Origin of the sequence: Streptomyces sp. NPDC002795 (assembly GCF_042888725.1) — a bacterium.
Taxonomy (GTDB): Bacteria; Actinomycetota; Actinomycetes; order Streptomycetales; family Streptomycetaceae; genus Streptomyces.
The window spans coordinates 82,645-95,572 of sequence record NZ_JBIAQB010000016.1 but is presented as its reverse complement, the minus strand read 5'-3'; the positions used below and the strand labels follow the sequence as shown (position 1 = coordinate 95,572).

The following is a 12,928-nucleotide window of genomic DNA, read 5'->3' as shown; positions in this document are numbered from 1 at the left end:
CCGCACGGCAGGCCCGCCCACACCCCGTCGACTAGACTCGCCGCGCCGTGGCTGGGGAGGCCGTGGCTCGGACGGCGGCGGCGGGGAGGACGTGGCGTGCGGAACCGGATCAGGGGCGGCGCCCCGCCCGCGTGCGCGGCGCACCCAGACCGGCCCGCTCCGCACCCCAACTGACCACCGCTCCGCACCGACCACGGCGAGAACCCACCTCATGCCTACCGCGCTCACCCACGACGACCCCGTACACCTCGGCCCGTTCCGCCTCGTCGGACGCCTCGGCAGCGGCGGGATGGGGACGGTGTACGTGGCCCGGTCCGCCGGCGGGCGAACCGTCGCGGTGAAGACGATGCACGCCGGGCTCGCCGCAGACCAGGCCGCACGGACCCGGTTCCGGCTGGAGATCGACGCCGCACGGGTCATCGGCGGACAGTTCGGCGCGAAGGTCGTGGACGCGGACCCGCTGGCCGAGACGCCGTGGCTGGCCACCGAATACGTACTCGGGCCGCCGCTCGACGAGGCCGTCGAGGCCGGCGGGCCGATGCCCGAGACGACCGTACGCGCGCTGGGAGCCGCCCTGTGCGGGGCACTTGGGCAGCTGCATCGCAGCGACGTCGTGCACCGCGACCTCAAGCCGTCCAACATCCTCGTCACGGCGTACGGCCCGAAGGTCATCGACTTCGGCATCGCGCGGGCCATCGGCGACGACCGCCTGACCCGCGTCGGCTCCGCCGTGGGCACCCCCGCGTTCATGTCGCCGGAGCAGGCCACCGGCCAGGAACACGGCCCCGCCGGAGACGTGTTCGCGCTCGCGGGAGTGCTGGTGTTCGCGGCGCGCGGCAGCGGACCGTTCGGGAACGGCCAGGCCGCCGACCTGCTGTACCGGGTGCGGTACGGCGAGCCGGATCTGACCGGGGTGCCCGCAGGTCTCGTCCCCGTACTGTCGCGCTGCCTCGACAAGGACCCGGCGCGGCGACCCACCACGCACGAACTGGCAGCCCAACTGCACGCAGGGGCAGGGGAGTTCGCCGACCACCTGTCCGGTGCGCTGCTCGGTGACATCGGCCGCCGGGCCACCGACGTATGGCAGATCGCCCCGCAGCGGCTGGCCGCCCCCCTGACCCACACGCTCCCGCCGACCACCGCCGTGGACGCCACCGGGAGCGGCCCCGTGTCGCGGCGCCGCTTCCTCGCCGCGGGTGGCGTCCTCGGCGTCGGCGCGGTCGCGGCCGGCGGCGCCTTGTGGTGGACCGGCCGCTCCTCGGAGGAGGAGAAGGCGGCGGACCCCAAGGCCCCCGGCACCCGCAACCGGCGCGAGCTCGAACCCCTCTGGAAGGACGACGGCTACTACGAGACCAGCGTCGTCGACGGCGGAAAGTCGATGATCCCGGCCTTCGTCGACGGGGTGGCTGTCACCATGCGCGGGTACGCCCGCGGCCTCGACGTGTCCGACGGCGCGAAGAAGTGGGACGAGCACATCGGCAGCGCATGGCAGTGGGCCGCCGCGGACGGCAAGCTCTACCACCTGTCCTACAACGTGTACCAGGATGACCGGGCCGGAGCCCCCGTCACCCTCGAAACGATCGCCCCGAGCACCGGCAAGAAGGTCAAGACACTCGCCCGCCTCGCCGACACCACCGACCACCTGGAGGGGAACCAACTCCTCTGCGTCGCCGACGACATCGCCTACGTAGCGGTGGGCAAGGGCAAGGGCGACGACATCGGCTACACGGCCGCGCAGAAGTGGACACTGCGCGCCGTGAACTGCGCGACCGGCAAGACCCTGTGGTCGCGGCCGCTGCCCAAGCGGGACGAGCTCGACCAGTCCATGCACATCCTCGCCGCGAAGGTGGCCGGCGGGCGCCTGGTGACGTACCAGCAGATGAAGGAGGACGAACCCCACATCGTCGTACGGGACCTGAAGACCGGCGGCATCCTGTGGAACATCCCGTACCTCGTCGACGACGTCGACACCCTGTGGGCCGGGATCGCGGCCGACGACACGCACCTCTACATCGGCGGCACCCGGCTCCGTGCGGTGCGCCTGAAGGACGGCAAGGCGCGGTGGCAGACGCCCGAAGGCCGCCCGTTCGGGCCGCCGACGCTGGACGGCGGTGTCGTGTACTCCGTGGGTGAGGGCGTCGGGCTCGCCGCGTACAAGGCGAGCAGTGGCGCACGGCTGTGGGTGGAGAAGGACGGCACCGCCGACGAACAGTCCAGGTCGTGGCGGCCGCTCATCGGGAAGCAGTGCGCGTACTACCGCAACGGTGCGCAGTTGCGCGGCGTCGACCTCACGAGCCACGAGGTCGCGTGGACGTACAAGACGGACGGCGACCGCTTCTACGCGAACCCGAAGCGCACGCGCATCCTCTCCCTGAGCGACAACGCGAAGCTGGCCGCGTACCCCATGAAGTGACACCGACTGAAGTGACACCGCCCCCACGTTCCTCGGCTGACTTCACGACCGCCTCCCCGGCAGAAGGCCCCACATGAAACCCCTCGGCATCGGCGACCCCCTCCGCCTCGGTCCCTACCGCGTCCTCGGCGTGCTCGGCGAAGGCGGCATGGGCAAGGTGTACGTCGGCCAGGACGGCGCCGGGACGCTCGCCGCGGTCAAGGTGCTCAAGCCCGAACTCGCCCACGACACGAACCTTGCCCAGCGGTTCGTGCGCGAGGCGCAGGCCGCACAGGCCGTACGCAGCAAGGGAGTTGCCAACGTCCTCGGCGCGTGGACCGAGGGCGGCCGCCCGTGGATGGCCACCGAATTCCTGGCGGGCCTCACCCTCGACCAGGCCGTCGAGGCGCACGGACCGCTGCCCGAGCCCGCCCTGCGCGCCCTCGCCGCCTCCCTCGCGCACACCCTCGCCGACATCCACGCAGTGGGTTTCATCCACCGCGACCTCAAGCCGCCGAACATCGTGCTGACGTCGACGGGCCCGCGCATCATCGACTTCGGCATCGCCCGCCCCGAGCACGGACTGACCCTCACCACGACGGGGGAGGTGCCGGTCACCCCTGGATACGGGGCCCCCGAGCAGGTGCTCGGCCGCCGCGTCACACCGGCCGCCGACATCTTCTCGCTGGGCGCGGTCCTCGTGTACGCGGCGAACGGCCGGCGCGCGTTCGACGGCGGACACGTGGCGGCCGTGCAGTACGAAGTGGTACACGGCGAGCCCCAACTCCAGGGAATCAGCCCGGAGTTGCTGGCGCTGATCGCGCCCTGCCTCGCCAAGGACCCCACCCACCGCCCCACTCCCGCCCAGATCGCCGAGGCGATGCGGCCGCCCAAGGGCGCGGAGAAGACCTGGCGGCGCGGCTCCATCGCCGCCGCGATCACCGAGCGCGAGACCGGGGCCCGGCACCTGGCGACCACCATCGTGGGCGGAGCGCAGCCGCAGCGGCCCCCCATGTCGCGCAGACGCCTGCTGACGACGCTCGCCGTCGGCGGCACCGTCGCCGCGGCGGGCGGCGGCACGGCGGCGTGGTGGTACGGCTCCCGGCCCGACAGCGCCCTGTTCGACATCCCGGCCGCGGTCAAGACCCCCGTACAGCCACTGAAGTCCAAGCCCGTCGACGCCTACTCGGAGAACGGCGGGTCCATGAAGCTGTGGACCGTCTCCACCGCCGACGCCACCTCGCCCGAACTGCTGCCCGTGCGCGACGTGTTGGTCTTCGCGCTCGGCTCCGGCGGCATCGCGGCGTACGGCGTCAAGAACGGCACGCGCCGCTGGGCCGCCGAGGGCCTCCGGGCCAGGTCCGGCTACGTATCGCTGGCCGACCGGCTCGTCGTCGGCGCGGACGAACAGGGCACGCTGCACACCTTCGTGCCGTCCACCGGAGCCGCGAAGTGGACCTGCGCGCGGGCCGAGGCGGAGACGCTGCTCGCCGCCGGCCCCGACGCGGTCTACATGATCACGAAGGACGACCGGCTGCGCTGCGTCAACAGCGAGGACGCAGAGGTGCGGTGGACGGTCACCGTGCCCGCGAAGTTCCGCAAGAAGCTGCACGGCCCGGCAGCCGTCGGCGGGGGAGTCCTCGTCGTCCCGTCCACCGACGGCACGGTGCTCGCGGTGCGGACCAGCGACGGCCGCACGGCATGGCAGCAGTCCGAGGAGTCCGAGTCGGTCGTCCGCCCCGCCATCGACGGCGGCATGGTCTACCTCAACGGCAAGACGCTGGAGGCCTACCGGCTCCGCGACGGAAACCGGGAGTGGAGCACGTTTCCGCTCGGCGGCACCGACTCCGTGTACAGCAAGTGGGGACCGCCCGAGGCACGGGGAAACCGGGTGTACGCCAACGCCGTCAACGTCACCCGATGCCACAACCGGGCCGACGGCAACCAGGAGTGGTTCGCGGTCGGCCCGACCACGACCAGCCGCGTGCTGACGCAGGGCACCAGCGTCTGGTCCGTCGACGACGGCCGCGGAATCGGCGAACTCCAGTTGAAGGGCATCCCGCAGAAGGACGGCAAGGACGCCTGGTCCACGAGGTACCCCCGCCCCCACTACTCCCAGCTCGCCGCCGCGGGCAACCGCGTCTTCCTGCTGCTGGACAGCGCCGTACACGCGCTGAGCGTCTTCTGAGGCCGAAGGGACCGACGACACATGCAGAGCGCCGCGCAGCAGGTGGGCCCCTACCTCCTGCTCACCTCCATCGACCACTCCATCGAGCAGGCCCGTCCGGTTCCCGCCGTCCGCGGCATCGCCCGCACCCCCGACGGCGACCGCACGGTCCTCCTCAGCACCCCCGCCCCCGGCGTCGACCCGAACCGCTTCATGGCCGAAGCGGACGCCGCGCGCTACCTGTTGGGCAGTTGGACGCTGCCGACCGTCGAACTGGCGCCGCCCGGTGGAGCACCCTGGCACGCGCGCCCGTACGTCCCCGTGCTGCCCCTGCCGACCGCGCTCGCACTCCACGGTGGCCCGCTGCCGGAACACACCGTCCGCGCCCTCGGTGTCGCGCTCGCCGAGACGCTGTCCGTCATCCACGGCCAGAACCTCGTCCACGCGGGCGTCTCCCCGGCGGCCGTCCTGCTCTCCTTCGACGGCCCGCGCCTCGACTGCTTCGGCGCGGCACGGGCGGCGGCCCCCGCGACCGTCGACGTCACGGCCCTCGCACCGGAGCAGACGGCGGGCGGACAGCCGCGCCCGCTCGGCGACGTGTACGCACTGGGCGCGACCCTCGCGTACGCCGCGACGGGCCACACGGTGCCCGAGCGCGAGGAACTCCCGGCGTCGCTCCGGTCACTGGTGAGCCGATGCCTGTCACGGGATCCGGTGCAGAGACCGCAACTTGCGGACGTGGTGGGGGAGTTGAGCACCGGCCACGCTTCGCGTCCCGCCGGATTCGGCTCGACCGACCACGCCTCGGCGCTCCTCACACCCGGCTGGCTCCCCGCCCGCCTCGTCGCCGCGCTGGCCCACCAGGCGGCGTCGGTCCTTGACGCGGAGGTGCCGGTGCCGCCGCCGACCACGATGACGGCGCCGGGTGCGTACGGGTAACTAGGCCTCCGCGCCACCATTGCGCGGAGTCGCCTCCAGGTCGAACTCCCCGTCCCGGGCGCCGAGTACGAACGCCGTCCACTCCGCCTCGGTGTACCGCAGCACCGTCTCCGGCTCCAGAGACGAACGCATCGCCACGGCGCCGTCCGGCAACTTGGCGATCTCGACGCGCTCCTCGTCCTGCTCGGTGCCGGGAGCGCTCTCCCATGTGACGCCGGAGATGTCGAGCGCGTACAACTCGTTCTTCTCGCGCTCCTTGCGGGCCTCGATCTCCTCCGGCGTCTCGCCTGTGGTCTCCACGCCGCATCAGCCCTTTCCATAGTCCTGCGGTAACCACCGTCATCGTAATGAAAGTTGACCGGCGACCACGGTGAGCCGGTGAAACGGGACTCTTTGGTGGAGGAAGCGGCCCGATGGACACACGGTTCCCGCGTGTCCGGGAGGATGTCCTGACGCATCAGCACGGGAGGACTCCAGCAGTGAGCAGCAACCATCCGGGCCCGTACGCCGGCGGCCCCCAACAACCGGGGCCCTACGGCGCGCAGCCGGGACCGTACGGATACCCGGGCCCACCGGCTCCGCCGTACGGGCAGCCGGGGCAACAGCCGGGTCCGTATGGGCAACCGGGTCAGCCGGGGCAGCCGCAGTACGGCGGGTACGGCTTCCCGCAGCAGCAGGGTGGCTACCCGCCGCCGCCCCGCCGTGGCGGTCTGGGGAAGACCTTGGTGTTTGTCGCGTGCGGGGCAGCGTTCATGACGTTGGTCGGCTTCGGTCTGTTCTGGATCCGCGACGCACAGGGCCCGGACGACGACGGCCCGCACAAGCTGACCGCGCCGTCGACGATGTCGTTCGCCACGTATTACCGAGCGGGCGACGCTGCGGATCCCGACCTCGGGCTCGGGACGGAAGACCCCAAGGAGTTGGCGAGCTACGACATCAAGAACCCCAAGGAAATCGCCGCCAGCTACTCGGAAGAGCTCCTCGACAACGTCGACAACTCTGACCCGGAGCAGGCTCAGGACACGTTGCAGCGCGCAAAGAACGCCGAGCAGTTCACGGTGTCGGGTGCCTACGGTGAGTTCGGCAACCCCAAGCTGGCCTTGGGCCACTACTTCGGCCTCGTGAGGGACAAGCTCGACGAAGCCGCGGAAAAGTCCCCCGGCCATGTCGTCACGACACTGAACGTGGAAGAGGAGGCGGAGGCGGACTCGCTCGACGGCGCGGAGATGGAGTGCGCGGACCTCAGGGTGGACAGCTTCGACAACGACGACGCGGACCGCGAGACGACGGTGTGCGGTTGGGCCGACTACTCGACGGTCGCGTTGGTCACTCCGTACGACGGGACTCTCGGCCTGTCGACCGAGGAGGCGGCGGACCTCACGGGGAAGATCCGCAGCGAAATGCGCGTCGCGCGCTAGCGCGTTGGGCCTGGGGAGGCCCAGAGGGGCGGGTGCTCCACTGGGCCTCCCCGTGCTGTGCTGCGCGTCAGGAGCCGAAGAGATCCCCGGCATCGGACACATGGACCGCCTGCTCCGCCCAGACGGTCAACTGGTCGGCATCGGTGCAGGCGAGGACGCGTTCGCGTACGACGTCGGGCACGGTGAGGCCTCGCCATTCGAGGATACGGAGGGTCATCTCGGCGCGATCTTGCAGGCGGCCTTGCTCACGGCCTTCCACTCGGCCTGCTTCACGTACTTGCTCCGCGACAGGGTGCCGGAAGAAGTAACTCACGTCCGCCATCAGGTCCCTCCAGATCTTTCTGGCCCGGTCATCGGCCAGGCCTGTGTCCACGAACTGCGCGAACACCGCCGCGCTCTCACTGTCGATGATGCTCAGGGCCGCCGCGAGCGGTTCCAGTATCGCAGTAGCGCCGATACCCCGGCCATGAACAATCGCCGAGAACGCCGCCAGCGACGGGTCCTCCAGAGCCCGCTTCTCGTCGGTGATCCTCGGGACGTTGTCCGGCCCGAGCACGAGCGGCCGCACCATCAGCGACGGCCACTCCTTCAGCCCGAGCCGAATCGGCCGTGCCGCCCAACGGGCCGTGGGCCGGCTCTGCGTCAGCACGATCAGGACCGGCTCGATGCCGTACTTCGCGTACAGATACGCCAAGTAGTACGCCCAGCTTCCCGGTTTGGCGTCGTCGCGCTTGCCCTGGGACTCGTACGCGAAGAGGTAGTTGCCCTCGTCGGTGTCGACGCGCATGAGGGTGTCGACGCGTCTGTCGACCGGGGTTACCTCAGTGAGGGCGGTGTTGAGGACGGCGATGTCGCGGGCCTCGGGAAACGGCACGTGGAACAGGCGCTGGAAGTTGCGCACCATCATGGCCGTTTCCTTGCGGAAGAAGTGGTGCATGGTTTCGTGCGGCGAGCCGACCACGATCCCCCCCTTCATGGTTCCGATTGCTCAACGAGCGGGGGCGCGTCGAGGTCGCGCCGCCGTGGTGACGTCAGTGAGGGAGGTCGATCCAGGCCAGTGTTCGGGAGGGCGGGGTGTGGGTGTGGATGCGGGTGTGGGTGTCCAGGACGCCCCAGGTGCCGCCCCAGTCGTCGATGGCCGCGGAGAGCAGCCAGAGGCCTCGCCTGCTGCGGGGTGTTGCTGGTTGGGCACTGTGGGCGAGGAGCCTCAACCCCTTTTCGTATTGGGCGAGTTCGATATGGATGGCAGTGCCGGGGGCGGTGCGTGCCGCGCAGGCGGAGAGTTCGGTGACCGCGAGGCATGCCACCGGAGCGAACCGGTCCAGGCCGTGTCGGTGCAGCGCCGCCGTTACCGCGCTGCGGGCGATGCCGGCCGACGCGGTGGTGGCGGGGAGGGTGACGGTGAGTGCGAGCGGGTGGCGCTTCGCCGGAGTGGCGGCGGGCGGCTGGTGCACGACGGTGGGCATGGCCGACTCCTTTGTGTGGGGCGGGATTACGGGTCAAGTCGCTACGTGTGCGGCACTCACGGGCGCGGGCAGTGGCCTGCCTCCCCGGGCGCCGGGCCGCCCCTCCCGGGGAGGAGGTCGCGGGCAGCGCGGCGCGGTGCGCTTCAACTCGCTTGCGTGAGCGGTGCGTTACTGAATGTAGCGCAGGTTGGGTCTACGTGTAGAACCTTTCGGGATGGACCTCTGAATCCCGTGCGAGGCAGACTGTCCCGGTCACCATCCAAGGAGGGGCAGATGCCACCGAGGCGTAATCCGACCTGGCGCCAACGTCGGGTCGGGTCCGAGCTGCACAAGATGCGGATGAGCGCGGAGCTCGGCACCGAGCAGGCCGCCGTGCTGATCGGTTCGCCGCGCAATTACGTCGCGAACCTCGAATCGGGGCGCACCGGAGTGAGCGCGGCGCGCGTGCGCGCCATCGCGTCGAGCTACGGCGGCATCGACGACGCCTGGAGCAATGGCCTGGCGGCCCTCACCGCGGAGCGAGGTGAGGGGTGGTGGGAGCGTGACCGTGGAACTGTCCCGGACGGATTCCTCGACATCGCGGAGATGGAGTGGTTCGCCTGCGGGCTGCGGGTCGCACTTTCGGTGCACCTGCCGGGTCTGCTTCAGACCGAGGAGCATGCACGAGCGCTGTTCGGTGCCGTGTTCCCACCGCTCTCCGAAGAGGCCAGGGAAGCCCGCATCGCTCACCGGTTGGGGCGGAGCCAAGTGCTCGACCGTCCGGATCCGCCTCTCCTGGAAATGGTCATACACGAGGCCGCGCTGCGCATGGAGTTCGGTGGACGGCTCGTCGCCAAGCGGCAGTTGACGCGCATCCTGGACGTCAGCGAGCGCGACAAGGTGCAGATCCGGGTCATCCCCTTCGCGGTCGGCGCCTTCCCCGGTGCAGGACAGTCCGTCACCTACGCGAAGGGTGCTGCCCCTCAGCTCGACACCGCGCTCCTGGACAGCACCCACGGGCCGGAATTCATGAGTTCCGACGCACAGTTGCGCAAGTACGCCTTGCAGATCGACGCGATGGTGGAGGTCGCCCTGCCGCATGTGGCGTCACGCGATTTCATTCACAAGATCGTCAATGAACTGTAGGAGCGTGCATGCCTGACATCACCTGGGACGAACCCTTCTGCGGCGAGGCCGCGAACTGCTTCCGACTCGGCATAGACACCGACGGCAACGCCTACGTCGCCGTCAATGGCGCGGAGGACCACTACATCACGGACAGCCGTGACGCTCTGCGCCGCATGATCCTCGACATAAAGGGGGGAAAGGCCGACCACCTTCTCTGAGCTGGTGGGTAGGAGGTACGGGACTGTGACGCCGAACTTCGACGGGTTCGTGCTCGTGCGTCACAGTCCGTTACGCGTGTGGAGCGCACGCGTGAGGCCCGCGACCGGGCGATGGTCACGGGCCTCACGTCACGCTCGATACGGTGCGCCTACTGGCGCGGCGGGCCCCACTGCGGGGGCTGTTGCTGGCCGTAAGGGCCGGGCTGCTGGGGCTGGGGCGGGTAGCCGCCCTGCTGGTAGGCGTGCGGCGGCATGCCCCCGGGGGCACCGGGGCCGCCGGGTCCGCCCGGGCCGCCGCGGTTGTTCTTGTTGCGGGAGACGATGACGATCACGATGACCACCACGATGATGACGAGCGCGGCGATGCCGATGCCGACGTAGAGCATCATGTTGGAGCTGTCGTCCTCCGACGAGTCGGAGGCGTTGTCGGTGGCGGGGGAGGCGGACGCACCGGCCTTGTCACCCGAAGCCTTCGGGAGCTTGGACAGGTCCCAGGGGCCGTCCGCGCTGCCCTTCGGGATGTTCGCGGTGAGAGCCTTGAGCGGGCTCAGGTCACCGTGGCCGTGGTACGCGTCCGGGAGCTTCGACTTGTCGACGCCCTTGGCGATGTATGTCGACTTGATGACACGGTTGACCAACTGGCCCGGGGTGTAGTCCGGGTACTTCTGCTTCAGGAGGGCGAAGGTGCCGGAGGCGATGGCGGCGGACATCGACGTGCCATCGCCGGTGACGTAGTCGCCGTCGATGAACTTGCCGCTGTCGTCCTCGTAGCCGCCTTGGCTCGTGGCGACGATGATGTCCTTGGCAGGCGCGGTGAACATGAGTTGCTTGGAGTAGTTCTCGTCTTCCCAGGGGGTTCCGTTCTGCACGGAACCACCGACTTGGGTGACGCCGGGGACGGATCCGAGGCCGCGCTTCTCCTCGATGCCTTCGTTGCCGGACGACTGGACAATCACAACGTTGTGGGCCAAGGCGTAGGCAACGGCCTCCTTCACCGTTTCATCTACGTACCCCTGCTCGATGGAAACACTGATGACATCGGCCCCCTGGCCGACGGCATAGCGGATTGCCTCGTCCCATTCGCAGGCCATTTTGTGGTCTCCTGCGGTGAGGCCACGGCCTTCGTCAGCGAAGATGTCAACGGGCAGGATCTTTGCGTCAGGAGCAAGCCCCAACACGCCTTCGCTGCTACCGGATCCGTGCCCGTGGCCCGCGATCAGCGAGGCCATGCCCGAGCCGTGGTCGTCGAGCTTTTCTTCGTTGGCAGGCTTGTCGTCCGAACAGCGTTTGCCGGAAAGCACATTGCCCGTGAGGTCGGGGTGAGTGCTGTCCACTCCGTCGTCGAGGACTGCGACGGTGACGCCCTTGCCCGTGGCGACCTTATGGACGGCGTCGCTGTCGAACGCCTTGTTCTGCCACTGGCTGTCTCGGGTCGCGTCCGCCGATGCGGCCGATGCGGTGCCGAGCACCAGGGCTCCCACCATGGCCGCGCCGCCGATCGCGCGTAGCGTCCTGTGCGCGAAGCGCATGCTCTGACACCTTTCGTGGTGAATTCCATGCTGATGTGCGTGGGGCCCACGACCGGAATGGCCGTGGGCCCCACGAACGGTATCTGGTTACTCGATGACGGGCGGGTTGGCCTTGCGGTCCTTGGGTGTCCAGGTCTCCTTGTCCTCGGTGAGGTAGTCAGGGAGACGGCTGCTGTTGCCACCCTCGCCGCGCTGCCTTCCAGCGCCGCGTCCGCCGGCGGCTCCGGCGGGGCCGAAGCCGCCGCGGCCGTTCTGGCCCGTGCCGCCGGTGCCACCCGCGCCGGTGCCACGGTTGCGAAGCCCCGTACCGCCAGGGGTGAATGCCCCGCCGGTCTTGCCCGCGGCGCCGCCGACCGCGCCGCCCTTCAGCCTGGCCCCCGCGCCGGTCTTGCCTGCGAGGCCCTTGCCGGCTGCACCGCCGCCGGCGCCCATACCGCCGCCCATGCCGCCCATGCCGCGACCGGCAGCACCTGTGCCGCGACCGGCGCCGGCGCCACCGCCGCTCATGCCGCGACCCGCTGCTCCACGCCCGGCCGCGCCGCCGCCCGCCCCACGGGCAAGGCCCGCCGCGCCGCCGGCCATACCACCGGCGAGACCGCCGGCCATGCCGCCACCGATGCCGCCGCCCGCGCCGACTCCTGCGCCGCCGCCGACTCCGCCACCTGCACCGAGTCCGCCGCCCGCTCCGATTCCGGAACCAGCGCCCCCGCCGAGGCCAGGTCCTGCGCTGTCCAGGCCCGTACCGATCTGAGACGCATCCGGAATGCCGCCTCCAGGAGCGGTCGGCGGCTTCAGCCCGTTCGCGTCGAAGCCGGGGATGCCCTGGCCCACTCCGCCGCCTCCGCCGATACCGGCACCGCCAGGAATGTTCGGGTTGGCGCCGCCGGAGCCTGGAACATCCACATTACCTGGGCCACCACCGGTGTCCGGGGTGTGTGGCTTGAAGCTGGTGTCGGTGCCGACATCGCTGTCCAACTGCTTGGACGTCGATGTGTAAGACGCCGCCAACCCCTCCAGATGGATGGCGGCCTGCAGCGACGCCTCCCGCTTGGCGCCCATGCTGTCGCTCCACGTGGAGATGACCTGCTTGGTGTCCATGCCGCTTGCGATGTCCGCGTCGATGCTGCCTTGGGCGGCCTCGGCGGCCTTCATGTGCTGCCACTGGGAGACTGCCGCACTGGCGCCGAAGGTGGATGGGGCAGCCAACACCTGGGCGACATCCGCGGCGCTCATGGTATTGAAGTAGTCACCGACGGAGTCGCACGCCTCGTCCCACCAGCTGACGTCCATGTCTTCGATCGCGGTCTTGGCCTGGTCAAGCCTGTCCGCGGAGTCGAACATGGCATCCGACGTGACCTTCGCGGAGTTGCCGCCCTTCGAGATCTCCTGGCTGATCTTTCCGGCCTCCTCCGCGAACTTGCCGGCGGAGCCCCCCTTCCAGCTCTCGAGGACCTTCTTCACGGCCTTGTTGAACTGCTCCAGGAGACCGCCGTCCCCGTCCGGGCCGACAAGCTCGTCGTGGACTTCCTTCCAGGCCTGCGAAACCTCCCTGAGGAGCCCAGGGTTGGTGTTGGCCACCATGGCCTTCAGGCTGTCGAGATCCTTCGTGTTGAACGGGGTGTCGAAGCCCCTGCCCGAGGCGCCCTCACCCCGGCCGCCCGTTGGCGCGCTTGCCACCATCTCCCTGTCCCC

General features: G+C 70.0%; 11 protein-coding genes. 6 read left to right on the top strand and 5 right to left on the bottom strand.

Annotated elements, in window-relative coordinates; genetic code table 11:
• The first annotated feature begins 211 nt into the window (after positions 1 to 211).
• The 3 genes from ACFYWS_RS36320 (at position 212) to ACFYWS_RS36310 (ending at position 5,498) form a co-directional block, all read left to right on the top strand.
• Positions 212 to 2,413: a protein kinase gene (locus tag ACFYWS_RS36320; RefSeq protein WP_389283605.1), complete on the top strand. Its 2,202-nt coding sequence runs from the start codon at positions 212 to 214 to the stop codon at positions 2,411 to 2,413.
• Positions 2,414 to 2,486: 73 nt separating this feature from the next.
• Positions 2,487 to 4,580 carry a protein kinase gene (locus ACFYWS_RS36315; RefSeq protein WP_389283604.1) on the top strand — a complete coding sequence of 698 codons (2,094 nt, stop codon included), beginning with the start codon at positions 2,487 to 2,489 and terminating at the stop codon, positions 4,578 to 4,580.
• Positions 4,581 to 4,601: 21 nt separating this feature from the next.
• A complete protein-coding gene (locus tag ACFYWS_RS36310; RefSeq protein ID WP_389283602.1) occupies positions 4,602 to 5,498 on the top strand; it encodes a serine/threonine protein kinase in 897 nt (298 codons plus the stop codon).
• Here the strand turns inward: ACFYWS_RS36310 and ACFYWS_RS36305 are convergent, their stop codons facing one another.
• Positions 5,499 to 5,798 carry a DUF397 domain-containing protein gene (locus ACFYWS_RS36305; protein WP_389283600.1) on the bottom strand — a complete coding sequence of 100 codons (300 nt, stop codon included), beginning with the start codon at positions 5,796 to 5,798 and terminating at the stop codon, positions 5,499 to 5,501. It abuts the gene before it with no gap.
• A 452-nt stretch (positions 5,799 to 6,250) separates the two neighbouring features.
• On the opposite strand from ACFYWS_RS36305, the gene ACFYWS_RS36300 reads away from it, so the two are divergent.
• Complete coding sequence (locus tag ACFYWS_RS36300) at positions 6,251 to 6,916, top strand: hypothetical protein (protein WP_389283598.1); 666 nt, start codon at positions 6,251 to 6,253, stop codon at positions 6,914 to 6,916.
• 67 nt (positions 6,917 to 6,983) lie between these two features.
• Here the strand turns inward: ACFYWS_RS36300 and ACFYWS_RS36295 are convergent, their stop codons facing one another.
• Together ACFYWS_RS36295 and ACFYWS_RS36290 are read right to left on the bottom strand one after the other, a co-directional pair.
• Positions 6,984 to 7,877 (bottom strand): hypothetical protein, encoded by an 894-nt coding sequence (locus ACFYWS_RS36295; RefSeq protein ID WP_389283702.1) that lies wholly within the window; start codon positions 7,875 to 7,877, stop codon positions 6,984 to 6,986.
• A 70-nt stretch (positions 7,878 to 7,947) separates the two neighbouring features.
• Complete coding sequence (locus ACFYWS_RS36290) at positions 7,948 to 8,382, bottom strand: hypothetical protein (RefSeq protein WP_389283596.1); 435 nt, start codon at positions 8,380 to 8,382, stop codon at positions 7,948 to 7,950.
• 339 nt (positions 8,383 to 8,721) lie between these two features.
• Between ACFYWS_RS36290 and ACFYWS_RS36285 the strand changes: the two genes are divergently transcribed.
• Both ACFYWS_RS36285 and ACFYWS_RS36280 read left to right on the top strand, forming a co-directional pair.
• Complete coding sequence (locus ACFYWS_RS36285) at positions 8,722 to 9,507, top strand: helix-turn-helix transcriptional regulator (RefSeq protein WP_326014418.1); 786 nt, start codon at positions 8,722 to 8,724, stop codon at positions 9,505 to 9,507.
• A gap of 8 nt (positions 9,508 to 9,515) precedes the next feature.
• A complete protein-coding gene (locus tag ACFYWS_RS36280; protein WP_389283594.1) occupies positions 9,516 to 9,707 on the top strand; it encodes a hypothetical protein in 192 nt (63 codons plus the stop codon).
• 149 nt (positions 9,708 to 9,856) lie between these two features.
• Here ACFYWS_RS36280 and ACFYWS_RS36275 read toward each other — a convergent pair whose 3' ends face one another.
• Complete coding sequence (locus tag ACFYWS_RS36275) at positions 9,857 to 11,236, bottom strand: S8 family serine peptidase (RefSeq protein ID WP_389283592.1); 1,380 nt, start codon at positions 11,234 to 11,236, stop codon at positions 9,857 to 9,859.
• 87 nt (positions 11,237 to 11,323) lie between these two features.
• Entirely contained in the window at positions 11,324 to 12,913 is a 1,590-nt protein-coding gene (locus tag ACFYWS_RS36270; protein ID WP_389283590.1) for a WXG100 family type VII secretion target, read from the bottom strand.
• Between the last annotated feature and the right edge of the window lie 15 nt (positions 12,914 to 12,928).